Genomic DNA, 22,304 nt, shown 5'->3' with positions numbered 1-22,304 from the left:
CGGCGCGCCTCCCGGTCGACTCGGCGGCGCGGCGGCCCGTGGGCTCGCCGGGAGGCGGCTCGGGCGCGGCGCGCCGACCCGTGGACTCGCCGAAGAACGGGTCGGGGTCGGCCGGGGGCGGCTCGGGGGCCGCCCGGCGGCCGGTGGGCTCGCCGAAGAAGGGGTCGGGCGCGGCGCGGCGCCCGATGGACTCCGCGCGCGGCGGTTCCGGAGCGGCACGGCGTCCGGTCGGCTCGGCGAGCGGGGGCTCGGGAGCGGCCCGCCTGCCGGTGGGCTCGGCGCGCCTGCCGGTCGACTCGGCCGCCCTGCGGCCCGTGGGCTCGGCAGGAGGCGGCTCGGGCGCGGCGCGACGGCCCGTGGGCTCGCCGAAGAACGGATCGGGATCAGCCGGGGGCGGCTCGGGTGCCGCACGACGGCCGGTGGGCTCCGCGCGCGGCGGTTCCGGCGCCGCCCGACGGCCCGTGGGCTCGGCGGGGGGCGGCTCGGGAGCCGCGCGACGCCCGGTCGGCTCGACGCGGTGCCCGTTCGGGTCCGCCGGAGGAGCGGCGCGGTGCCCGTTCGGGTCGGGTGCGGCGCGACGGCCGGTCGGCTCGACCGGGGGTGCGGCACGACGGCCCGCGGGCGGCGGGGGTGGCGGCGCGGCGCGGCGGCCGGTGTCGGCGGGCCGCGCGGGCTGCTCGGCGCCGTTCGGCCTCGTGGGTGCGGGCTGGCGGACGGGCGGCGGTGGCGGAGCCGCCCTCCGGCCGGTCGGAGCGGGAGGCGGATCCGCGGGAACGGGCCGGGGGATGTTGGTGCGGCTGTGCCGCTCCACCAGGTCCGACACGCTCAGACCGCCGCCGCCTTCGGCGCGGCGTCGGCGACCGGACGGCTGCTCTTCCTCGGGTTCCTCGGCACCTCGAGATCCGGGGCCGCCACGGCGGGGCTCGTCGGGCACCCGGTCTCCCTTCAGGTAAGTCCACTACTGGGTTGTCATCACAAGTTGACGACGGCAAGGACACAGTGGTTGCACCACCGGCGTGTCAGTCCGGTCGATAGTACGGATGACAGCGGCTCCTGACGACCACTCCCGGTGATACCTCTGGAGTAAGTGGTCGGTACCGAGCAGTCTGGCAGGGCCGAACGGGTGAACGACTAGGCGAAACAGGTGTGTCAGTAGTAACCGAGAACGCGCGAATCGGACACGGCCCGCCGACCCGAAGCGGGCCCGGCGAGCTTCACCCGCCCGTTCTCGCGGTAGGCGACCGCGTTCCGGCCCGACTGCTTGGCCGTGTAGAGCAGGCTGTCGGCGCGGAGCAACTGCTGTTCAGCGCTGACCGGGGGCCGCGACGGATCCGACTCGGCGGGCGGCTCGTAGGCCATGCCCCCGCTCACCGTCACGCGCAACTTCGGGGCGATGCCCGACCAGTCGTGACGCTCAACACGTTCACGGGCCGCCTCGACGATCGCCACGGCCGTGGTCGCCGTCACACTCGGCAGGACGAGGACGAACTCCTCGCCGCCGTACCGGGCGCAGAACGCGTCCGACGGCAGGTCCGTCTGCAGGAGCTCCACGACCCGCTGGAGCACCCGGTCGCCCAGCACGTGGCCGAACGTGTCGTTGACCCGTTTGAACCAGTCGAGGTCCATCAGGGCTATCGCCAGTCCGTGGCTCGACGTCCCCCGCTCCGCCAGGATGGCCAGCAGCCTCTGGTCGAGGTACCGGCGGTTGTAGCTGTCGGTCAGGCTGTCGCGCAGGCTCTGCTCGCGCGCCTCGGCGTGCTCGCGGCGCAGGCGGTCCACCTCGCGGCGCAGCTGCTCCGGCACCCTCGGCTGTTCGCCCTGGTCGGCGTACACCAGGTCGAGGGCCGACCGCAGGTGTTGGTAGGCCTGCCGCCACTGGCCGCGGGACGCCAGCAGCGTGGCGATCGACTCGTGCAGCTCGACGAGGCCGGTGCTCTCGGAGGGGGTGGCGTCGACCGCGAGCGGGCGTTCGTCGGGCTTCCTGCTCGGGTCTGATTCGGCGACTTCGGGTCGCAGTGCGGTCATCGCGCTCACCTCCCTACTTGCCAGGTGTCGTCTCTTCAGAGGCGGCGCTTGAGCCAGCGGGACTCGTGGACGCGTTATTTCCCCCGTCTGGTTGACTGCCCACTGCTCCGAACTAGTGACGGTCAGTGATCAACTTGGCTCTCCGTGCCCTGTTCGGCCGGAGGCGTCAGCCGCCGACGCAGGGGGCGAAGCCGTAGGCCCGGTCGTCGATCACCACGACGTGCAGGGAGCCGATCAGCGTGCCGACCGCCCCGACGTCGTCCTGGAGCGTCACGGTCGCCGCGACCACGTAGACCACGCCCCGCGGGTGGGTCCGCTGGCCGGGCGGCTCCCAGTCCGGGTCCGTCCGCAGCGTGGACATCGTGGGTTCCATCTTGAGCGTGCCCGCCTTGAGCTCGCAGGCCTGCTTGCGGTAGTCGGGGTGCTGGGTGTCCTGGAGCAGCTTGCGCTGCTCGGCGTTGCCCTTGTCGCCCGCCTCGTTGAGCTTGGTGAAGTAGCCCGCGACCTGGCCGCGTTCGACTTCGGTGATCCGCAGCGGCACCGCCGTGCCGGGGATCCGGGAGCCGCAGCCGCCCAGCAGCAGCGCGCCGGTCGTGACCAGCGCGCACGCTAACCGGGATCGGTCACCCACCCGAGTGCATCACTTCCGCCCCCATCGGGACGGTGGCGTCCTCGGGGTCGTCCAGCCACCCCTCGGGCAGCACGACCTTCGCCGGGGAGCCCTGCCGCCCGCGCGGCCCTTCGGCCTCGGACGGGTAGGGCGCGTCGTGGTCGAGCTGGCCGATCAGGTCGTCCAGCTCGCTCAACGTGCTCACCATCGCGAAGCTCCGCCGCAGGTCGCCGCCCACCGGGAAGCCGCGCAGGTACCAGGCCATGTGCTTGCGCAGGTCGCGGACGCCCTTGTCCTCGCCGTAGTGCTCGGTGAGCAGCTCGGCGTGCGTGCGCAGGATGTCCGACACCTCGCCGAGGCTCGGCCCCTCGGGGATCGGCATCCCGGCGAACGCGGCCTGGAGGTCCCGGAACAGCCACGGCCGCCCGAGGCACCCGCGCCCGACGACGACCCCGTCGCACCCGGTCTCGTCGACCATCCGCAGGGCGTCCTGCGCGCTGAAGATGTCGCCGTTGCCGAGGACGGGGATGCCGGTCACGGCTTCCTTGAGCCGGGCGATGGCCGACCAGTCGGCCTGCCCGGAGTACCGCTGCGCCGCGGTGCGCGCGTGCAGCGCGACCGACCGGGCCCCCTCGGCCTCGGCGATCCGCCCGGCGTCGAGGTAGGTCAGGTGCTCGTCGGTGATCCCGATCCGGAACTTCACGGTCACCGGGATGCCTGCGGGCTCGGCGGCCTTGACCGCGGCCCGCACGATCTCGCCGAACAGCCGCCGCTTGTACGGCAGCGCGGCCCCGCCGCCCTTGCGGGTCACCTTCGGGACCGGGCAGCCGAAGTTCATGTCGACGTGGTCGGCGAGGTTCTCGTCGACGATCATCTTGACGGCCTTGCCCATGGTCACGGGGTCGACGCCGTAGAGCTGCATCGACCGCGGGTGCTCGTCGCGGTCGAACGTGATCATGTGCAGCGTCGTCGCGTCCCGCTCGACGAGCGCGCGGGCCGTCACCATCTCGCACACGTACAGCCCCGCGCCGTACTGGCGGCACAGGCGCCGGAACGCCACGTTGGTGATCCCCGCCATCGGCGCGAGCACGACCGGCGGGTCGACCTCGTAGGGGCCGATCCGCAAGGACTTGGTGGTCTGGAGTGCCGTGGACATCCCGCCCATTGTCACCCGCCGCACGACCGGATGTGCACCGGATGGCTGAGGCGGCCGTCACCGGGCCCTAGAACGGCACGGAGAGGCACGCCAGCCGCGCCCCGGCCGTGCCCGCGTGGCCCGCGCCGGTGTGCGTGTGCTCGGCGTGCACCACGACGGACGCGGCCCGCCGGTCGGTGAACGTCCAGTCCACCTGCGCCACGGCCAGCCCGGATCCCTTCGCGTTGGTGGTGAAGTCGAGCCAGATCTCGTTGTCCGGGTTGGCGTACACGGGATCGGTCGCCCCGCCCGGCACGTGCTGGAAGTGCGGCCCCGAGTCAGCCGGGTTCAGCCCGCACGGCTTCGTGTGCGCGTGCGCCCCGTAAGCCCGGTTCGGCAACAGCCCCTCGGTGTGCAGCAGCACGAACGTGCCCCCGCCCGGCGTGGCCCACGAGAGCACCGTCGCCTCCGACCCGACGGGCGCCAACGCGATGTCGTAGACCGTCAGCGGACCGGAGGTGTGGACGGGCGGGGCGAGGACGGCGCTGAGGACGAGAGCGGCGGCGGCGAGGTGCATGGGGCCATCAGTAGCGGTCCGCCCGCACACCGGGCCAGTCACATCACCCGGTCCAGCGAACTCCATCGGAGAGGAGTACGGGAATTGGCGAAACAGCGCGGTGGTGGGCCGCCAGGGACTCGAACCCTGAACCAAGAGATTAAAAGTCTCCTGCTCTGCCAATTGAGCTAGCAGCCCTCGTGTGCAGCCTACCGACTGAACCGGTCACGCGGTGCAGGGTGGTCGACTTCGTCACTGGAGTGTCACGCGGTCCGAATCGTCGCCCGGAGAACCCGCAGTTCAGGGCGGTTCACGCGTGATCGACTCGGCTGCGGCCCGTCTCCCTTGGCGTCGGATGGCGGTGTCTCTGGCGTCGGTTGTGCCGAGTGATCCACATCACTTCGGAGCATCCGAATTGTGGTGTCGCACATCTTGCACTTGTCTGATCGGCACGACGGAAAAGGAGATGACAATGCGCGACAACACCACCTGGGGACGGCGAGCCGGTGTCGCGGTCGTCGTGCTGGCCGCCGTTGGGGCGCTGGGGGCGTGCGGGGCTCGTGGCGGTTCGCAGGCGAGTGGGGGTGCCGAGCCGTCGGGGCCGGACACGTTCACGAGCAAGTCGGCCGAGGCCGCCGGGCCGTGTGCGGCGGTGAAGGTGGCGTTGGGGGACGCGGTGGCGGCCGAGGCGGGCAACGACCAGATGCGGTTGCCGTTGACGATGACGAACTCCGGGTCCGCCGCCTGCGTGCTGCGCGGGTTCCCCGGCGCGCGGCTGGAGGGCGCGGACGGTGACGGGTGGGACCTGGTGCGGTCCGCCGACGCGATCAACGACGTGCGGTTGGAGCCCGGCGGGAAGGCGACCAGCTACCTGAAGTTCCTCAAGAGCGGCGACCCGTCGGGGTGGGCGGTGAAGTCGCTGGTGGTCACGCCGCCGAACACCACCGAGTCGCAGACGTTCCCGTGGCCGGGTGGGCCGGTCGTGCGGCAGGACGCCGCCACGCACCCCGGCACGTACATCACGCCGGTCGGCGCGTGGGGTCAGGGCGGGGCCTAGTCCCGCAGGTAGCGGGTGACGTCGAGCAGGACCTGCGGGTCGACGGGATCGGTCGTGGCGCACGCATCCAGTCCAGCCGTGACGTCCTGTTCGGACAGTCCGGTGCCGATCAGGACGAGGTGCGTCCCGCGTGGAGCGTCGCGGGGCCACGGGCCGCGCTCCACGGTCAGGTGGTCGCCGACGGTCTGCACCGCGTAGCGGTGGGGCGTGCCGAGGTCGACGAAGCCCTTCACCCGGTACACGCCCGCCGGCCGTTCGGCCAGGAACCTCATCAACCGCCGCGGGTGCAGCGGGGTCGTCGAGGTGAAGCTCACGCTGTCGTACAGCGCGTGCACGTGGTCGTCGTGCGAGACCAGGTCCTCGAAGGACAGTTGGCCGACGGTGGGCGTGCGGGGGCGGGTCTCGAACAGCAGCGCGGGGTCGACGCGGCCGTGGGTGGTCTCCACGACGGGGGTGTCGGCGGGCAGCGCCGCGCGGACCGCGGCCAGGTCGCCCGCGCGGTCGACCTTGTTCAGCACCACGAGGTCCGCGAGCCGCAGGTGCTTGGCGATCTCGGGGTGCCGGGTGCTCACAGCGGCGAACTCGGCGGCGTCGACGACCATGACGAGACCGCCGTAGACGAGCCGCTCGTGCTCGCTCGCCAGGACCAGCTTGACCATGCTCTGCGGCTCGGCCAGGCCGCTGGCCTCGATCACGACCACGTCCACCCCGGCGGACGGCTTGGCCAGGCGCGCGAGCATGTCGTCCATCTCGGACGGGTCGACGGCGCAGCACAGGCAGCCGTTGCTCAACGAGATGGTGGAGTCGACCTGGCTCGCGACCGTCATGGCGTCGATGTTCACGCTGCCGAAGTCGTTGACGAGCACCCCGATCCGGGTGCCGCCCGCGGCGGCCAGCAGGTGGTTGAGGAGCGTGGTCTTCCCGGACCCGAGGAAGCCCGCGACGACGACGACCGGGATCCGCTGCTTGGCCACCCCTCAATGCTAGAAGATCCGTGACGGAGCCGGCGCGCAGCGTGAAAATGCCGAAAAGCCCACGAACCCCGAGGTCAGCCGGATAAAGTCCGTCTCGACACGGCACTGGTGAGGGGCACGTTGGCGGAGTTCATCGGCACGGCGTTCGGCTTCCCGACGGCGTTCCTCAGCGTGCTCCTCCTGGTGGTCGTCCTCTACTGGCTGCTGGCCGCGGTCGGCGTCCTCGACGGTGACGACGGCGGCCTCGGGCTCGAGGGCGTGCTCGCCGGGCTCGGGATCGACGGCGTGCCCGCGACCGTCGTGCTGTCGCTGTTGACCGCCTTCTCCTGGTTCGCCTGCCTCGGGGGCTCCGTGCTGCTCAACGGCCTAGACCTGTCGTCACCGGTCACGATCGCGCTCGGCGTCGCCGTGCTGCTGGTCGCGCTGGTCGTCGGCGTGCTCCTCACGCGGCTGCTGGCGTGGCCGCTGCGGAAGCTGTTCCCGAACCCGCCGCAGGCGTCCCGCAACGACTTCATCGGCAGGCCGTGCGTCATCCGCACCGGCACCGTGACGCAGACCTTCGGCCAGGCCGAGGTGACCGCGTCCGACGGCTCGTCCGCGGTCGTCCAGGTCCGCCAGGCGGGCCAGGACCCGCTGGTGGCGGGCAGCACCGCACTGATCTTCGACTACGACGGCGACGGCGAGTTCTTCTGGGTCGCGCCGCTCGACCCGAACCTCTAGGGGGCCTCTGCAATGGAAGTCATCACCACGGGATTCGGCATCCTCATCGCCGTCGTCGTGCTGGTCCTGCTCGTGTTCCTGTTCATGGTGAGCCGCCTGTTCCGCAAGATCGAGCAGGGCAAGGCGCTGATCGTGTCCAAGGTGCGCAAGGTGGACGTGACGTTCACCGGGGCGGTCGTCCTGCCGGTGCTGCACCGGGCCGAGGTGATGGACATCTCGGTGAAGACGATCGAGATCAAGCGCGCGGGCAACGAGGGCCTGATCTGCCGCGACAACATCCGCGCGGACATCCGGATCACGTTCTTCGTGCGGGTCAACAAGACCGTCGAGGACGTCATCAAGGTCGCCCAGGCGATCGGCACCGCCCGCGCGTCCGACGAGGTGACGTTGCAGGAGCTGTTCAACGCGAAGTTCTCCGAGGCGTTGAAGACCGTCGGCAAGCAGCTCGACTTCGTCGACCTCTACACCAAGCGCGACGAGTTCCGCGACCAGATCATCCGCGTCATCGGCACCGACCTCAACGGGTACAGCCTGGAGGACGCGGCGATCGACTTCCTCGAGCAGACGCCGATGTCGCAGCTCGACCCGGCGAACATCCTGGACGCGCAGGGCATCCGCAAGATCACCGAGCTGACCGCGATCGAGCACGTGCGCACGAACGAGTTCCAGCGCAGCGAGGAGAAGGAGATCACCCGCCAGAACGTCGACGCGCGGGAGGCCATCCTCGAGCTGGAGCGCAGGCAGGCGGACGCGGAGACCAAGCAGAAGCGCGAGATCCAGACCATGCGGGCCCGCGAGGAGGCGGAGACCGCGAAGGTGCAGGCCGAGGAGATGTTCAAGGCCAGCAGCGCGCAGATGCGGGCCGAGGAGCAGCTCGGCATCCAGGACCAGAACAAGTTCCGCGAGATCGCCGTGGCGGAGAAGAACCGCGAGCGCGTGATCGCGATCGAGACCGAGCGGATCGAGAAGGACCGCCAGCTGGAGGTCATCGGCCGCGAGCGGGAGACGCAGCTCGCCAGCATCTCCAAGGACAAGGAGCTGGAGGGCGAGAAGCGCAACATCGCCGAGGTCGTCCGGGAGCGCATCGCCGTCGAGAAGACCGTGGCCGAGCAGGAGGAGAGCATCAAGCGCCTCCGGTCGGTCGAGGAGGCCGAGCGCTTCCGCCAGACCACCGTGATCCACGCCGAGGCCGAGGCCCAGGAAGGCCTGGTCAAGGACATCAAGGCCGCCGAGGCCGCCGAGCAGACCGCGAAGCACAAGGCGCGCGAGGAGCTGACGCTCGCCGAGGCCCGGCAGCAGACCGCCGAGCTGGACACCCGCGCGAAGATCCGGCTCGCCGAGGGCACGCAGGCCGCCGCGGCCGCCGAGGGCCTGGCGCAGGTGCAGGTCCGCGAGCGCGACGCGGAGGCGATCGAGAAGGTCGGCCGCGCGGAGGCCGTGGTGGCGCGGGAGAAGCAGCTGGCGCAGGCCGAGGGCACCGAGAAGGTGGGGCTGGCCGAGGCGGTCGTGACGCGGGAGAAGCAGCTCGCCGAGGCCGAGGGCACGGAGAAGGTCGGCATGGCCGAGGCCGTGGTCGAGCGGGAGAAGGCGATGGTGGCCGCCGCCGCGATCCGCGAGAAGCTCAAGGGCGAGGCGGAGGGCCTGTCGGACAAGGCGTCCGCGATGAACGCGCTGGACGACGCGACGCGCGGGCACGAGGAGTACCGGCTGCGGTTGGAGGCCGAGAAGGAGGTCCGCCTCGCGGGCCTCGACGTGCAGCGCCAGCTCGCCGTGTCGCAGGCGTCCGTGCTGGCCGCGGGCCTGGAGCACGCCGACATCGACATCGTCGGCGGCGAGAGCATGTTCTTCGACCGGGTGGTCGGCGCGATCACCCTGGGCAAGAGCGTGGACGGGTTCGTGGAGCACTCGGACACCGCGCAGAGCCTCGCGGGCCCGTGGCTCAACGGGTCGGCGGACTTCACCCAGGACATCACCAGGGTGCTCGGCTCGTTCGGCTCGAACGACGTGCAGAACCTGACCGTGTCCGCGCTGCTGATGCGGCTGATCTCCGTGGGCGGGCCGGATTCCGGGAAGTTGACGGAACTGCTGGACACCGCGAAGAAGCTCGGGCTCGCCGAGCGACCGGTCGCCGCCCTCGCGGCGAAGTGACGCGGCGGTGACCGTCACGCAGGAGCCGACGACGTTGGACGCGGGCACCTACGAGGTGCTGCGGGCGCGGCTCGCCGAGCAGGCGGCCGCGCTCGCGAGCCGGGCCGAGGAGCTGAACGCCGAACGCCTCCGGGTGTTCGGCGGGGCCGAGCTGCGGCTCATCGGCACCGAACGCATCCGGACCGCGAACAACTGCGTTCCCAGGGACTGCATCCAGGTCGGTGGCCTGATGCTGTTCGGGTACAACGTGTTCATCGGCCTCAAGCCCGAGACGACCGTGGACGACGTGTTCTCGCTGCACCGGTTCACCCGCGACGGTGACGCGTTCCGGTTCGAGGACGCGGGCCAGGACGCGCTGCCCGGCCTGCTGCGCGACCCGCGGTTCCTGCGCGACTTCGCCGAGCTGTACCGGTACTACCGCGACACCCGGCTGCTCCAGCTGCGCCGGGTCGAGAGCAAGGTGCTGGCGGTCTTCCAGACCGGCGCCCGCACCGAGGACATCCGCGTGCTGCGCTGGCAGGTCGAGCCGGACGGCTCGGTGTCCTACGTGGACAACCGGGGCGAGCGCGACCACGTCTTCCCGCCGTCGCACGACTTCGAGTGGACCACGACGGTCCGCGAGAACCACGTGCTGGGCAGGCACCCGCACATCTCCATCGAGGACGAGGTGTTCGTCGAGACCGTCGGCGGCGACCTCACCGTCAAGGTGGAGAACAACACCGAGACCGGCGAGGGCGTCTACCGCGAACCGGTCGACGAGCCGTTGCAGAGCCTCGCCGACGCGGACGTGCGGTACGCGCGGGTCGGGTCGCTGATCCTGCTGCGGATCCTGCCGTACAACGAGAAGGCCTGGCGGCACCTGGTCTTCAACACCCGCACCAAGAGCGTCGTGCGGCTAGACGGCATCGGGCAGGCGTGCCAGCGGCTGCCCGAGGACCAAGGGCTGATCTTCCCCGGCGGCTTCTACCTGGAGACCGGGGTCAGCAAGACCTTCGACACCGAGGTCGAGGCGCTGGAGTTCGAGCGGGTGATCCGCTCGACCAACGGCGAGGACGTGCTCTACGTCTTCCACGCGCGCAGCGAGGGCCGGTCGCTCCTGTTGCCGTACAACGTGATCCGCAAAGAAGTCGCGACGCCGATCCCGTGCCACGGGTACTCGCTGTTCGACGACGGCACGCTGGTCGTGTTCCGCGCCGCGTCCGAGGAGCCGACGCGGGTGCACCCGATGCAGGTGTGGCAGACGCCGTACCTGTCGGACACCTACGCCGCCGCCCAGCCCGTCGGCACCGGGCCGCTGGACCGCGTCGGCAACGCCGACCTGGTGCGCGGCATCTCCGACTGCCTGTCCATCTCCCGGATGGTCGGCGAGATGGCCCCGTCCGCGCCGGTGTTCGAGGGCCTGATCGCCGCGTGCGCGCGGGCGTTCGACCACTACCACTGGCTCGGCGAAGCGGATCTGCACGACCTGGGCACGCCGTTGGCGCTGGTCCGGACGACGGCCGAGCAGGTGCTCGACGAGTTCGAGACCGTGCAGGCGCTCACCGACCAGGCCGCCAGCGCCCTGGAGGAGGCGAGCGCGCAGGTCACGTCCCTGGTGCGGCAGCAGCGCGGCGAGACGCCGACGTCGGCCGACGCGTGGGTGCGCAGGCTCGCGGACCTCCGCAAGGCCCAGGGCAGGCTCGTCACGCTGCGGGAACTGCGGTACGTCGACCTCGCGCGGATCGACGCGCTGGTCGCCGACCTCACCGCCGAACTGGGCACGTCCGCGCAGCGGGCCGTCGCCCACCTCCAGCGCGAGGACGCCTTCACGGGCTACCACACCGAGGTCGACGAGCTGATCGCCAAGGCGGACGCCATCGCGACCGTCGCCGAGGCCAAGCCCGTGGTGGAGCGGCTGGCCGAGCAGTCGCAGGGGTTGGAGATCCTCACCGAGGTCGTCGGCTCGCTGGACATCGCCGACGCCACCGTGCGCACCGGCATCCTGGAGCGCATCGGCGAGGTGCTCGGCGGCGTCAACCGGGCGCGCGCCACCGTGGACGGCCGCCGCAAGGCGCTGCTGGACACCGAGGGGCGAGCCGCGTTCGCCGCCGAGTTCGCCCTGCTCGGGCAGGCCATCACCGGCGCGCTGGCCGTGGCGGACTCGCCGCAGCGGTGCGACGAGCAGCTCGGCAGGCTGCTGCTCCAGCTGGAGAACCTGGAGTCGCGGTTCAGCGACTTCGACGACTTCCTCGCGGAGTTGGGCGCGAAGCGCACGGACGTCTACGAGGCGTTCTCCTCGCGCAAGCAGGCACTGCTGGACGAGCGCGCCCGCCGGTCCGACCGGCTCGTCGACTCGGCGGACCGCATCCTCGCCAGCGTCACCCGGCGGGTCGGCACGCTCGCGTCGCTGGACGACGTGAACACCTACTTCGTGTCCGACCCGATGGTCGCGAAGCTCCGCGGCGTCGTCGGTGACCTGCGGGAACTCGGCGACCAGGTGCGCGCGGAGGAGCTGGAGGGCAGGCTCCTCGCCGCGCGGCAGGAGGCCGGGCGCTCGCTGCGCGACCGGCTCGACCTGTTCACCGACGGCGGCGAGACGATCAAGCTGGGCAAGCACCGGTTCGCGGTGAACACCCAGACCGTGGACCTCACGCTCGTGCCGCAGGACGGCCGGATGTCGTTCGCCATCACCGGGACCGACTTCCGCGAGCCCGTCGTGGACCCGGACTTCGCGACCACCAAGCCGTTCTGGGACCAGCTGCTAGTGTCGGAGACGGCCGAGGTCTACCGCGCCGAACACCTGGCCGCGGCGGTCCTCGCCGGGTACGACGACCCCGCGGTGCTGCACGAGACCGACCTGCTCGACGTCGTGCGGCGTGCCGCGGAGTCCCGGTACGACGAGGGCTACGAACGCGGTGTGCACGACCACGACGCCGCGCGCGTCCTCGAAGTGCTGCTCCGCCTGCACGCAGGCGCGGGCGTGCTGCGCTACCCGCCGACGGCCCGCGCCGCCGCCCAGGTGTTCTGGGCGTTCGAGGCGGACGACGAGCTGAAGGCCGCCTGGACCCGCCGCGCCACCTCGCTGGCCCGCGCCCGCACGGTGTTCGGGCGCTCGTCGGCGATCGACGCGCTGGCCGACGAGATGGGCGCCTCGATCGGCGACGCGGTCGCGGGCGAGTACTTGTTCGAGGAACTGGCCACCGGGCAGCAGGGGTTCGCGACCAGCGCCGCCGCCCGGTCGCTGCTGGAGGGCTTCCACCGGGCGCTGGGCAGCCGCCACGAGTTCGACGAGGACCTGCGGTCGGTCGACCTGCCCGCCCGCCGCCAGCTCGTGGAGGCGTGGCTCGGCGTGTACCTCGGTGTGGAGACGTCGCCGGACCTGCCGGAGGCGGTCGCGCTGGAGCTGTGCCGCGACCTGCCGCGCTACGAGTCGTCGGCCGAGCTGACCGGCGTCGTGGACGGCCTGCTCGGCACGCACCCGCGGATCGCGGACCGGCGGCTGGAGTTCCGCGTCGACGAACTGCTCGCCAGGACCAGGTCGTTCCGGCTGGAGCGGGTGCCCGCGTACCGGGCGTACCTGCGCCAGCGCAACGACCTGGTGGCGCGCAAGAAGAAGGAGCTGCGGCTGGACGAGTTCCAGCCGAAGGTGATGAGCGCGTTCGTCCGCAACCGGCTGCTGGACGAGGTGTACCTGCCGCTGATCGGCGACAACCTGGCCAAGCAGCTCGGCGCGGCCGGTGACGCCAAGCGCACTGACCAGATGGGCCTGCTGCTGCTCATCTCCCCGCCGGGCTACGGCAAGACGACGCTGATGGAGTACGTCGCCAACCGGCTCGGCCTGATCTTCGTGAAGGTCAACGGCCCGTCGCTCGGCCACGACGTGACGTCCGTCGACCCGGCCGAGGCGCCGAACGCCACGGCGCGGCAGGAGATCGAGAAGATCTCGTTCGCGCTGGAGATGGGCAACAACGTCCTGCTGTACTTGGACGACATCCAGCACACGTCGCCGGAGCTGCTGCAGAAGTTCATCTCGCTGTGCGACGCGCAGCGGCGGATGGAAGGCGTGTGGAACGGCGGCACGCGCACGTACGACCTGCGCGGCAAGCGGTTCGCGGTCTGCATGGCGGGCAACCCGTACACCGAGTCCGGCAAGCGCTTCCGCATCCCGGACATGCTCGCCAACCGCGCCGACGTGTGGAACCTCGGCGACGTCCTGTCCGGCCGCGAGGACCTGTTCGCGCTGAGCTACGTGGAGAACGCCCTCACGTCCAACCCGGTGCTGGCCCAGCTGTCCACCAGGGACCGCAATGACGTGGAACTGCTGGTGCGCTTGGCCCGCGGCGACGACAGCGTCCGCCCCGACCAGCTCACCCACCCGTACTCGTCGGTCGAGCTGGACCAGGTGCTCTCGGTGCTGCGCAAGCTGATCCGCGCCCAGGAGGTCGTGCTGGCCAACAACCAGGCCTACATCGCCTCCGCCGCCCAGTCCGACGCGTCCCGCACCGAACCCCCGTTCCAGCTCCAGGGCTCGTACCGGAACATGAACAAGCTGGCCGAACGCATCGTGCCGGTGATGAACGACGAGGAGCTGTCCGCCGTCATCGACGACCACTACGCAGGCGAGGCCCAAACCCTCACCTCCGGCGCGGAGGCGAATCTGCTGAAACTGGCCGAACTGCGCGGCACCCTGACCGAGGAGCAGGCCGAACGGTGGGCCGAGGTGAAGGCGGGCTACCGACGGGCACAGGCGTTGGGCGGCTCCGCCGACGACCCGATGAGCAGGGCGGTCGGCGCGGTCGGCCTGCTGGCGGACCGCGTCGGCACGGCCATCGACCGCCTGGCACCGCCGCCCTGAACCGCAAGATCAACTCGGCGCGAACCGAAAATGTCGTACCCCTGAGGTAACGTGAAATCAGGGGGTCCCCTGGGCGGGGGACCCCCGGTTTCCGTTGGCGGGTAGGCGTTTCGTCGACGGGACGGTCGGCCCCCGGTCAGCTTCGGCCCCAGGCAGCTTTGGCGGTCAGCCCCGGTCAGCCCCGGCGGTCAACCCCCGTCAACGCTCCCGCTCGGCGAGGCGTTTCCAGTTCAGGAGTTGGCGGCGGGCCATGACCAGGTCGCCGACCGACAGGGCGGGGGCCGTCCAACGGCCTGGTCGAGCGACGACCTTGAGCAGCAGGCGGGTCGTGTCGCCGTGGGGCACGAGCACGTAGGACATGAACGCGCCCATGATGGTGGCCGTCAGGTGTTCGCCCGGTTCCACCGAGACGATCCGGCCGAGCGGGCGCCCGCCGGAGGCGGTGAACGGCTCGCCGACCCGCGGTTCCGGCAGGCCCGCCAGTGAGCGGGGTGAGCGGCGGCCGAGGTTGTCGATCCAGTCGTAGGAGTACGGGGCCAGCCGGACCTGCGCTACCCACGGCCACACCGCGTCGGCCGGCGCTTCGACGCCCACACCCCGCCACGCCTGGAGCGTCGGCGAGGTGACGAGGTCGTCGCACGGGTAGTGGCGTCGGACCTCGCTGTCGTTCACGCCCCACCGGTCACCGATCACGCGGTCATCTTCCTCCCTCTTGGCCGACCTTCTACTCAGTGATACCGTGTACTGGTACTCGGCGGCACTAGGTACCAAGAGGCCCGATGGACGACCTGACGGAGATGTTGAAGGGCACGCTCGAAGGCTGCGTGCTGGAGATCATCGGCGGCGAGGAGACCTACGGGTACGCCATCACGCGTCGGCTGAACGACCTCGGCTTCACCGACGTCGTCGAGGGCACGGTCTACACGATCCTGCTGCGGCTGGAGAAGAACGGGCTCGTCGAGGTCGCGAAACGGCGGTCGGGGGTGGGGCCGCCGCGGAAGTTCTACGCGCTCAACGACGCGGGTCGCGAGCGGCTCGCGGCGTTCTGGGCGAAGTGGGAGTTCGTGACCTCGCGCATCGACACGCTCAAGAAGGGTGGGGCATGAACTTCTGGGAGACCATCACCGGCAGCGACATCACCAGGGAGCACAAGGCTTTCGAGGTCCGGGCGGACGCGCTGCCCGCCGACCACCGGGCCGCGTGGACCGAGATCAAGGGCCACCTCGCCCCCTACGCGGACTTCACCGGGCGGAACCTGACGCCGATCCTCGACAGCGCGCTCGGCCTGCTGGAGGAGACGGCGGCCGACGGGCAGAGCGCCCGCGAGGTGCTGGGCGACGACGTCGAGGGCTTCTGCGCGGCCTTGGCGGGCGGCGAGGGCAGTCGGACGTTCCGCGACCGGTGGCGGCGGCAGTTGAACAGGAACGTCGCCCGGAAACTGAGCAGGCTGGGAGGCTGACGTGGGCGTCAGGGACATCATCGAGGGCAAGAGGCAGTGGCGGGCGCTCCAGGCGAGGGTCAAGGCGCTCCCGCCGGACTACCGGATCGTCTACCAGGAGATGCAGCGGTACTACTTCAAGGTCGGGCCGGTCGACCTGGTCGACGGCACGCTGCTCTCCGGGATCGTCGACTTCTTCGAGGAGGGCGTCGCGGCGGGCAAGGGGGTCCTGGAGGTCGTCGGCGACGACGTCGCCGCGTTCAGCGACGGCCTGATCGAGGGCACGCGCACCTACGCGGACGTCTACCAGGAGTCGCTCAAGTCCGCGGAGTAGCTAGCGATCCCCGGCCCCGCAAGCGATTCCGTCCCGGTTCCCGTCCAACTCGTGCCGGTCCAGCCCCTTGACCTCGATGCGCTTGGACCCGTGCCCCCGCAGCCAGTCGCACTCGTCGACCAGCAGCGGGAACAGCCACGGCACGCACAGGCCGTCGGTGTCGTAGTCGTCGTCGCAGCCGCCGAGGTCTTCCAGCCACGGCGGCAACCCCCCGCGCGTCGGCTCCGGACGCGGCTTCGGGACGGGCTTGTCCTCGGTTCGGGGCGGCGGCGGAGGCGGTGGGGGCGCGGGTGGGGGCGGCGGTGTGGTGGTCGTCGGGCCGACGCCGAGGACGCTCGTGGTGTACGTCGCGCTGAGCACGGGTTCCGGGCCGAAACTGCCCTGCACCTGGCGGACGTCGACCGGTTTGGGGCCGCCGGAGAGCAGCAGGGCGCCGATCATCGCACCACCGATCAGCGCTGCCCCCGCGATGGCGAGGACGCGGCGTCTGCCACTGATCATCTCCAGATGCACCCGCTCCACCGATTCCACGCCCACGGCGTCACGTGGAATCGGCGTGGCCGCCGGGAGCGTTACCGATTGGGCCAATCGGAGTGTGCGGGCGTTCGCCGTGCGTGACAATCGGAGCAACGCCCACCCGTGAGAGAGGCCCGCCTCCATGAACGATCCCGCTCAGCGCGCCGCGCTCGAAGCCCGCAACGCGGCTCTGCGCACCCAGGTCGACTCCATGCTGGCCAACCTCGAACGCCAGACCGCGGCGTTGCGCGAGGCGCAGGCGGAAGCGGTGGCGAAGACCGGGTCGGCGTCGTCGGCGGACGGGCTCGTGCACGTGGTCGTCAACTCGGCGGGCATCGTCACGGACGTGCGGTTCGCGCCGAACGCCTTCGAGCGCAACACCCCCGAGAAGCTCGCGCGGTCGGTCGTCCAGGTCATCCAGGCCGCCGCGGTCGACGCGCGGAGCCAGGCGGACGCCGCGATGGCCCCGTTCCAGCAGAACGTGCCGGACCTGCCGGACCTGTTCCCCGGCGCGCCGTCGTTGAAGGACCTCGTGCCCACGCCCGCCGCGCCCCCGTTGACGCCGCCGAAGAAGCCGGACGACGACGAGCCCCGCGACTCCATGATGAACGGGAACGACTGGTGAGCGGCTTCGAGGTCGACCCGACCGCCCTGCGGTCCGCGTCGCCGAAGTTCTCGTCCACGGGCGACAAGCTCGCCGACGCGTGGGAGGCGCTGCGCTCGGTAATGGACGCCGAGGGCCAGTGCTGGGGCAACGACGAGGCGGGGCAGAAGTTCGCGCAGGGCTACACGCCCGCCGCGGAGACCGCCCGCGAGGCGTTCCCCGGCCTCGCCCGCGGCATCACCGACATCCGCACCGAACTGGACGACACCGCGGCGACCTGGGAGCAGTACGACCAGGCCAACGCGCGGTCGTTCGGCGCTCAGGGCTGAGGGGGAACCGATGGGCATCGAGATTCCGGGCGCGGTCGAGTGGCTGGTCCCGATCGTCGTCGGCGCGGACTGGCCGGAGGGCGACGAGACCGCGCTCCGCAGGCTCAGCGAGGCGTGGACCGCGGCGGCGACCGCCGTGGGCGAGGTGATCCAGGACGGCAACGGCGCGTCCACGGCCGCGCTGGGCTGCATGTCCGGCGAGACGTCCGAGGCGTTCGAGAAGTACTGGAAGCAGTTCGTCGAGGGCGACGCGTACCTCGTCAACCTGCAACAGCTGTGCACGGACCTGGCGTCCGGCAGCGACGACGCCGCGCTGAACATCGAGTACACCAAGCTCAGCATCATCGCCGCGCTGATCATCCTGGCGGCGCAGATCGTGGCCATGATCGCCTCGGCGGTGGCCACGTTCGGCGCGAGCACCGCGGGCGTCCCGATCGCCCAGGCGGCGACCCGGATGACCGTGCAGATGTTCTTCCGCGAGCTGATCAAGCAGATCGCCGTCAACGTGGCGATCAACGTCGGCGTCGACGCCGCCATCCAGGGCTTGCAGTTCGCCAAGGGCGACCGCAAGAGCTGGGACGTCGACAAGACGATCGACGCGGGCATCGCCGGTGTCGCCGCCGGTGTCGCGAGCGGCGCGGTCGGCTCGGTGTCCAAGGGGCTGGGCAACGCCAGCAGCAACTTCTTCCAGGCCGCCGGTCGCGGCGCGGCCGAGGGCGCGCTCGCCGGGGCGAGCGGCAACGTCATGAACAACTGGGCCCACGGCAAGTTCGGCCTCGAGGACACCCTGGGCGCGGTCGTGTCCGGCGCCTCCTCCGGCAGCGTCGGCGGCGCGGTGGGCGGCATGTCGACCAGGCACGAGGGCTTGGCGGGCACCTGGGTCCCCGGTGAGACGCCGGGCACCACGGCGGGTCCGAACACCCAGGGGCACACCTTCACGACCGCCGACGGCGCGACGGTCCACGCGAACGTCGAGGGCAACCCGTACAACTCGGGGTGGGGTTCGGGCAGGGCCCAGCACATCCCCAGCGACGGCGGGCCGAACAACGTGAACGACGCCCGTGACGACGACTACGAGGTCAAGACCTCGGCGAACCCGCCCCGGATGGTCGGGCACCTCGACCTGCCCGACCCGCCGAAGCGGTAGTCACACCCAGGGCTGGTAGCCGAGCACGGGGGCGTGGTCCGGTCGGACCTCGCCCCAGTTCGGGCTGCCGGGCGGCAACGGGTGCAGCTCGGCCCGCCGGAGCCGAGGCCGGACGCGCGCCCAGTCCACCAGCGCGACGACCGCGATCACGGCGGCGACCAGTCCGGGGATCCGCGCGCCCGCCATCGGCAGCAGCAGGAACGCGAAGCTGCCCGCGGCGGAGGCGACGAGCAGCCGCCAGCCGACGCCGTAGAGGGGCCTCCTGGTCTCCACCCCGCCGCCGCTGGTCCTGGCCAGCGCCCACGCGTGCAGCCGGTACCAGCCCGCGAGGTCGAGGTCGTCCGGCGGCGCGGGAGAGGCCGTCGCCGCGCGTGCCTTGACCAGTTCCGCGATCAGCCGCAGGTCCGGGGTCGGCACGAGCCACTGCTGGGGCCCGGCCACGATCCGCAGCCAGGTGGAGTCGACGACCACGTGCAGGCGACCGCCGGGGGAGTACCACTGCCCGACCTCCGGCGCCGACCGTGACCCGCACTGCACCAGGCTGACGTCGGCCAGCCACGCGGCTTGCGCCACGACGGTGCGGGACTTGCGCACCACCCGGTCGCCCCGCACGTCCAGCCGCTCGCCGCTCAAGAGCTGGAACGGCACCTCGACCGCGCTGCCGCCCAGGTCCGTGCCGCGCCAGCGGGTGAACACCGCGCCCGCGACCCCCGCCAGCACCGGGCCCAGCACGAGCGCCAGGGCGAACAGCCACCGCTGCTGGATCACCAGCCACATCAGGGTCAGCGGAACCGGCACGAACGCGACCCTGAGCCACAGCCGGGGGATCCGGAGGGTGCACAGCCACGCCACCAGCGCCACCCCGGTCCACGCCAGGAAGCCCGCGGTGGCGGACGTGGCCAGCAGCAGCGCGAGCGGGAGGCCCACGACGCCCGCCAGCGCCAGTGGCGCGGCGATCAGCCACCGGACGGCCATCCCCGGCCCGGTCGGCAGCGGCTCGTCCGGCCCTCGGGTCGGGTAGACCTTCGGTCCCACCGGGTCCGGCGCGGGCAGCACCTCGGCGACGTGGCCGTCCAGCTCCCGTTCCGGCTGCTCCACGTGCGACGACAGCGCCCGCCCCGTCCGGGCGCGGACCAGGTCCGCGAACTTCGCGGCCTTCTCCACCGGCAAGACCTGCTCGACCTCGCCGACCCGCACCACGACCACGTCCCCCGCGGGCACCGACTGGCTCGGGCCGTGGCGCAGCACGGCCCACGGGGCCTCGTTCGGCACCGCCGCGCGCACGCCCACCGCCGTCACCTCGGCGAGCGGCAGGGCCTTCCACGGCGTCTTCCCGCGCTTCTGGCCGGGGGCCAGTTCCATCGGCTCGCCGGTGGCCCGCTGGAGCCAGATCTCCAAGGCCCGGTCGGTCACGACCACGGAATCGGCGTTCCAGAAGGACTTCTCCACCACCCGGATCGGGAAGTCCACGTGGAACGGCGACGTGCCCAGCACCTCGGCGGGCCGGGCCGCCAGCGCGAGCCGGGCCAGCCACGCGACCAGCGTCGGCGGCACCAGCAGCGCGAGGTAGAGGAGCACGTTCAGGCCGGGGTGGAGTTCGACCGGCCGCAGGTGCACCGTGATCGCCGCCATGGCCCCCAGTGCCTGGATGCCGGCCACCATCAGCGACACCACCGCCCAGCGGTTCGGCTGGTAGCGGTACCTCCAGCCGAACCACGCCAGCCCGGCCACCGGCGCCACCGCGGCGACCGCCGGTAGTAGGACGTCCGTCCCCTCGGTGGCCAGCAGCGGCAGCGGCAGCGCCGCGTAGACCAGGTGGATCACGAGCGTGAGCAGGAGCAACAACCTCGACAGCATCGTCAGCGGGCCCCGTCCGAGTCGTCCATGGCGCACATCATGTCGTGACGCGCGGTCGCCCGCCTGTGACACGATGGAATCGTGGCCACGCCGAACTCGGTGACCTGGCAGTTGCACGCCGATCCGGCGATGTGGGTGGCCGGGATCTCCAGCCTCTACCTCCAGGCGCTGCACCCGCGCGCGGCTGCGGGAGTCGTGCAGAACTCGAACTTCCAGCGCGACCCGCTCGGCAGGCTGTCGCGGACGGCGAGCTTCGTGGGCGTGTCGACCTACGGCACGGCCGAGGAGGTCGAGGCCGCGGCGCTGAAGGTGCGGACGGTGCACCGGTCGTTGCGCGGCAAGGACCCGGAGACCGGGGCGGGGTTCCGGATCGACGACCCCGAACTGCTGCGGTGGGTGCACTGCGCCGAGGTGCACTCGTTCCTCACCGTCGTGCGCCGGGCGGGCTACCGGCTCACCGACGCCCAGGCGGACCTGTACCTGGCCGAACAGCGGCAGAGCGCCACCCTCGTGGGGCTGCACGCCGACGAGGTGCCGGGGTCCGTTGCCGAGATGGCGGACTACCTTCGGGAGGTCCGGCCCGAGCTGCGCTCGTCGGCCGACGCCGACGTGGTCTACCGGTTCCTGCACCGCCCGCCGGTGCGCGGAGCCCTGCGCTGGGGCCTCGGGCTGTACGAGCCGGTGCTCGGCCACCTCGCGTACTCGCTGCTGCCCGACTGGGCGGTCGAGCGGTACGGGCACCGGCCCTACTCGGCCCGGAAGGCGACGGCGGTGCTGCGGGCGCTGCGCGGGGCCGCGAAGACCGTTCCAGGACTGGTGCGCTGGCGGGTGCCGACCGGTCACGTGAACCGGGCCGTCTACCGGCTCGGGTGGTCCGCCTACCCCCGGCGCGCCCTGCTGCCATAGGAATTTGGCCTACATCACAGTGGTTGATCACCCGAACGGCCTAGTGAAACGGCGGACTGCGACGCTTCTCGCATAAGAGAGCCTTATGCGTTCCGTAACATGGGAAGCGCGAATCCCGAGGTCGGGTCGATGGCGACCGCTCCCGTGACTCCTCGGTTGACGCCCTGCCCGCACGGTTCGAGGAGAGGTTCCCCCTTGTTGCGTCGAATGCTGCCCATAGCCGTTTCGGTGGCCTTGCTCGCCGCGTGCGGAGGCGCCCCCGACAACACCCTGGAAGGCCGGGCCGACAGCGGCGCGCTGACCATCGGCATCCGGTTCGACCAGCCGGGGCTCGCCCAGCGGCGGATCGACGGCAAGTTCGTCGGCTTCGACGTCGACGTGGCCAAGTACATCGCCGGCCAGCTCGGCGTGGACGAGAAGAAGATCACCTGGGTCGAGGCCCGGTCCGCCGACCGCGAGAAGATGATCGTGTCCGGCGCGGTCGACTTCGTCGTGGCGACCTACTCGATCACCGACAAGCGCAAGCAGCAGGTGGCGTTCGCGGGCCCGTACTTCGAGACCGGGCAGGGCGTGCTCGTCCGGTACACCGAGCAGGAGATCACCGGCCCGGACAGCCTCAACGGCAAGAACCTGTGCTCGGTCACCGGGTCCACGTCGGCGCAGAAGGTCGAGAGCGACTTCGCGAAGGGCGTGAAGCTGGTCGAGTACGGCCAGTACTCCGACTGCGTGACCGCGCTGCTGGCGGGCAACGTCGACGCCGTCACCACGGACGAGGTCATCCTCGCGGGCTTCGCCGCGGCGAACCCGGAGCTGCTCAAGGTGGTGGGCCCCAAGTTCAGCACCGAGCGGTACGGCGTCGGCCTGCCGAAGGACGACCTGAAGGGCCGGGCGGACGTGAACGCGGCCATCAACAAGATGATCAGCTCGGGCGAGTGGGCGAAGTCGTTCTCCCGCAACATCGGCGAGTCCGGCGTAGAGGTACCCAAGCCACCACAGGTCACCGAGCAGTAGAACGCGAAAGAGGGGCGGATCGGCCTCCCACCCCCCCGACCCCCCCCCTGCGGTGGGCGCGGAAGCCCGCCGCGATGACAACCAAAGCAACACCACAGCCCTC

20 protein-coding genes, 1 tRNA gene and 1 pseudogene are annotated in these 22,304 nt (G+C 71.4%); 12 read left to right on the top strand and 10 right to left on the bottom strand.

Features of this window, described 5'->3' with window-relative positions:
* From ACFWW9_RS36550 to ACFWW9_RS36525, 6 genes and pseudogenes are all read right to left on the bottom strand, one after another.
* Window positions 1–934 (bottom strand): annotated as a pseudogene (locus tag ACFWW9_RS36550) (hypothetical protein); the annotation flags it as partial.
* A 215-nt stretch (window positions 935–1,149) separates the two neighbouring features.
* Window positions 1,150–2,025, bottom strand: coding sequence for a GGDEF domain-containing protein (locus ACFWW9_RS36545; RefSeq protein ID WP_390386914.1), 876 nt, complete (start codon window positions 2,023–2,025; stop codon window positions 1,150–1,152).
* A 166-nt stretch (window positions 2,026–2,191) separates the two neighbouring features.
* Window positions 2,192–2,656: a hypothetical protein gene (locus tag ACFWW9_RS36540; protein WP_390386912.1), complete on the bottom strand. Its 465-nt coding sequence runs from the start codon at window positions 2,654–2,656 to the stop codon at window positions 2,192–2,194.
* Window positions 2,649–3,800, bottom strand: coding sequence for a tRNA dihydrouridine synthase DusB (dusB, locus tag ACFWW9_RS36535; RefSeq protein ID WP_390386917.1), 1,152 nt, complete (start codon window positions 3,798–3,800; stop codon window positions 2,649–2,651). The genes ACFWW9_RS36540 and dusB overlap by 8 nt, the downstream gene beginning before the upstream one ends.
* 58 nt (window positions 3,801–3,858) lie before the next feature.
* The gene (locus ACFWW9_RS36530; RefSeq protein ID WP_390386910.1) at window positions 3,859–4,347 is read right to left on the bottom strand and encodes a superoxide dismutase; all 489 of its coding nucleotides are present in this window, start codon (window positions 4,345–4,347) and stop codon (window positions 3,859–3,861) included.
* Between the two features lie 101 nt (window positions 4,348–4,448).
* Window positions 4,449–4,524, bottom strand: a tRNA-Lys gene (locus ACFWW9_RS36525).
* A gap of 274 nt (window positions 4,525–4,798) precedes the next feature.
* Here ACFWW9_RS36525 and ACFWW9_RS36520 point away from each other — a divergent pair.
* Entirely contained in the window at window positions 4,799–5,383 is a 585-nt protein-coding gene (locus ACFWW9_RS36520; RefSeq protein ID WP_390386908.1) for a DUF4232 domain-containing protein, read from the top strand.
* Here the strand turns inward: ACFWW9_RS36520 and ACFWW9_RS36515 are convergent.
* On the bottom strand, window positions 5,380–6,357 hold the full coding sequence (locus ACFWW9_RS36515) for a CobW family GTP-binding protein (protein ID WP_390386907.1): 978 nt from the start codon (window positions 6,355–6,357) through the stop codon (window positions 5,380–5,382). The genes ACFWW9_RS36520 and ACFWW9_RS36515 overlap by 4 nt on opposite strands.
* A 108-nt stretch (window positions 6,358–6,465) precedes the next feature.
* On the opposite strand from ACFWW9_RS36515, the gene ACFWW9_RS36510 reads away from it, so the two are divergent.
* From ACFWW9_RS36510 to ACFWW9_RS36500, 3 genes are read left to right on the top strand one after another with little or no spacing between them, the layout of a single operon-like run.
* The gene (locus ACFWW9_RS36510) at window positions 6,466–7,077 is read left to right on the top strand and encodes a hypothetical protein (protein ID WP_390386906.1); all 612 of its coding nucleotides are present in this window, start codon (window positions 6,466–6,468) and stop codon (window positions 7,075–7,077) included.
* Between the two features lie 12 nt (window positions 7,078–7,089).
* Window positions 7,090–9,225: a flotillin family protein gene (locus ACFWW9_RS36505; RefSeq protein WP_390386904.1), complete on the top strand. Its 2,136-nt coding sequence runs from the start codon at window positions 7,090–7,092 to the stop codon at window positions 9,223–9,225.
* 7 nt (window positions 9,226–9,232) lie between these two features.
* Window positions 9,233–14,059 (top strand): DNA repair ATPase, encoded by a 4,827-nt coding sequence (locus ACFWW9_RS36500; RefSeq protein ID WP_390386902.1) that lies wholly within the window; start codon window positions 9,233–9,235, stop codon window positions 14,057–14,059.
* A 198-nt stretch (window positions 14,060–14,257) separates the two neighbouring features.
* On the opposite strand, the gene ACFWW9_RS36495 is transcribed toward ACFWW9_RS36500, so the two are convergent.
* A complete protein-coding gene (locus ACFWW9_RS36495) occupies window positions 14,258–14,752 on the bottom strand; it encodes a polyketide cyclase (RefSeq protein ID WP_390386900.1) in 495 nt (164 codons plus the stop codon).
* 86 nt (window positions 14,753–14,838) lie between these two features.
* Here ACFWW9_RS36495 and ACFWW9_RS36490 point away from each other — a divergent pair, with 86 nt between their 5' ends.
* The 3 genes from ACFWW9_RS36490 to ACFWW9_RS36480 are packed head-to-tail and all read left to right on the top strand — an operon-like array spanning window position 14,839 to window position 15,831.
* A complete protein-coding gene (locus ACFWW9_RS36490; protein WP_390386899.1) occupies window positions 14,839–15,165 on the top strand; it encodes a PadR family transcriptional regulator in 327 nt (108 codons plus the stop codon).
* On the top strand, window positions 15,162–15,518 hold the full coding sequence (locus ACFWW9_RS36485; RefSeq protein WP_390386898.1) for a DUF1048 domain-containing protein: 357 nt from the start codon (window positions 15,162–15,164) through the stop codon (window positions 15,516–15,518). Before ACFWW9_RS36490 ends, ACFWW9_RS36485 begins: the two co-directional genes overlap by 4 nt.
* A 1-nt stretch (window position 15,519) precedes the next feature.
* Window positions 15,520–15,831 (top strand): DUF1048 domain-containing protein, encoded by a 312-nt coding sequence (locus ACFWW9_RS36480; protein ID WP_390386897.1) that lies wholly within the window; start codon window positions 15,520–15,522, stop codon window positions 15,829–15,831.
* Here ACFWW9_RS36480 and ACFWW9_RS36475 read toward each other — a convergent pair whose 3' ends face one another.
* Window positions 15,832–16,332, bottom strand: coding sequence for a hypothetical protein (locus tag ACFWW9_RS36475; RefSeq protein WP_390386896.1), 501 nt, complete (start codon window positions 16,330–16,332; stop codon window positions 15,832–15,834).
* A 157-nt stretch (window positions 16,333–16,489) separates the two neighbouring features.
* On the opposite strand from ACFWW9_RS36475, the gene ACFWW9_RS36470 reads away from it, so the two are divergent.
* From ACFWW9_RS36470 to ACFWW9_RS36460, 3 genes are read left to right on the top strand one after another with little or no spacing between them, the layout of a single operon-like run.
* Window positions 16,490–16,972, top strand: a complete 483-nt coding sequence (locus ACFWW9_RS36470) for a YbaB/EbfC family nucleoid-associated protein (protein ID WP_390386895.1) — start codon at window positions 16,490–16,492, stop codon at window positions 16,970–16,972.
* The gene (locus tag ACFWW9_RS36465; RefSeq protein WP_390386894.1) at window positions 16,969–17,280 is read left to right on the top strand and encodes a WXG100 family type VII secretion target; all 312 of its coding nucleotides are present in this window, start codon (window positions 16,969–16,971) and stop codon (window positions 17,278–17,280) included. Before ACFWW9_RS36470 ends, ACFWW9_RS36465 begins: the two co-directional genes overlap by 4 nt.
* A gap of 10 nt (window positions 17,281–17,290) precedes the next feature.
* Window positions 17,291–18,427, top strand: a complete 1,137-nt coding sequence (locus ACFWW9_RS36460; RefSeq protein WP_390386893.1) for a hypothetical protein — start codon at window positions 17,291–17,293, stop codon at window positions 18,425–18,427.
* Here ACFWW9_RS36460 and ACFWW9_RS36455 read toward each other — a convergent pair whose 3' ends face one another.
* Window positions 18,428–20,272: a hypothetical protein gene (locus ACFWW9_RS36455; RefSeq protein WP_390386892.1), complete on the bottom strand. Its 1,845-nt coding sequence runs from the start codon at window positions 20,270–20,272 to the stop codon at window positions 18,428–18,430. It lies immediately after the preceding gene.
* Between the two features lie 93 nt (window positions 20,273–20,365).
* Between ACFWW9_RS36455 and ACFWW9_RS36450 the strand changes: the two genes are divergently transcribed.
* Together ACFWW9_RS36450 and ACFWW9_RS36445 are read left to right on the top strand one after the other, a co-directional pair.
* On the top strand, window positions 20,366–21,190 hold the full coding sequence (locus tag ACFWW9_RS36450; RefSeq protein WP_390386890.1) for an oxygenase MpaB family protein: 825 nt from the start codon (window positions 20,366–20,368) through the stop codon (window positions 21,188–21,190).
* Window positions 21,191–21,397: 207 nt separating this feature from the next.
* The gene (locus ACFWW9_RS36445; RefSeq protein WP_390386915.1) at window positions 21,398–22,201 is read left to right on the top strand and encodes a glutamate ABC transporter substrate-binding protein; all 804 of its coding nucleotides are present in this window, start codon (window positions 21,398–21,400) and stop codon (window positions 22,199–22,201) included.
* The last annotated feature ends 103 nt before the right edge of the window (window positions 22,202–22,304 follow it).

Source organism: Umezawaea sp. NPDC059074, assembly GCF_042738955.1.
Taxonomy (GTDB): domain Bacteria; phylum Actinomycetota; class Actinomycetes; order Mycobacteriales; family Pseudonocardiaceae; genus Umezawaea.
Note: the sequence above shows the minus strand (reverse complement) of the source record. Positions and strands in the feature narration are given on the sequence as shown.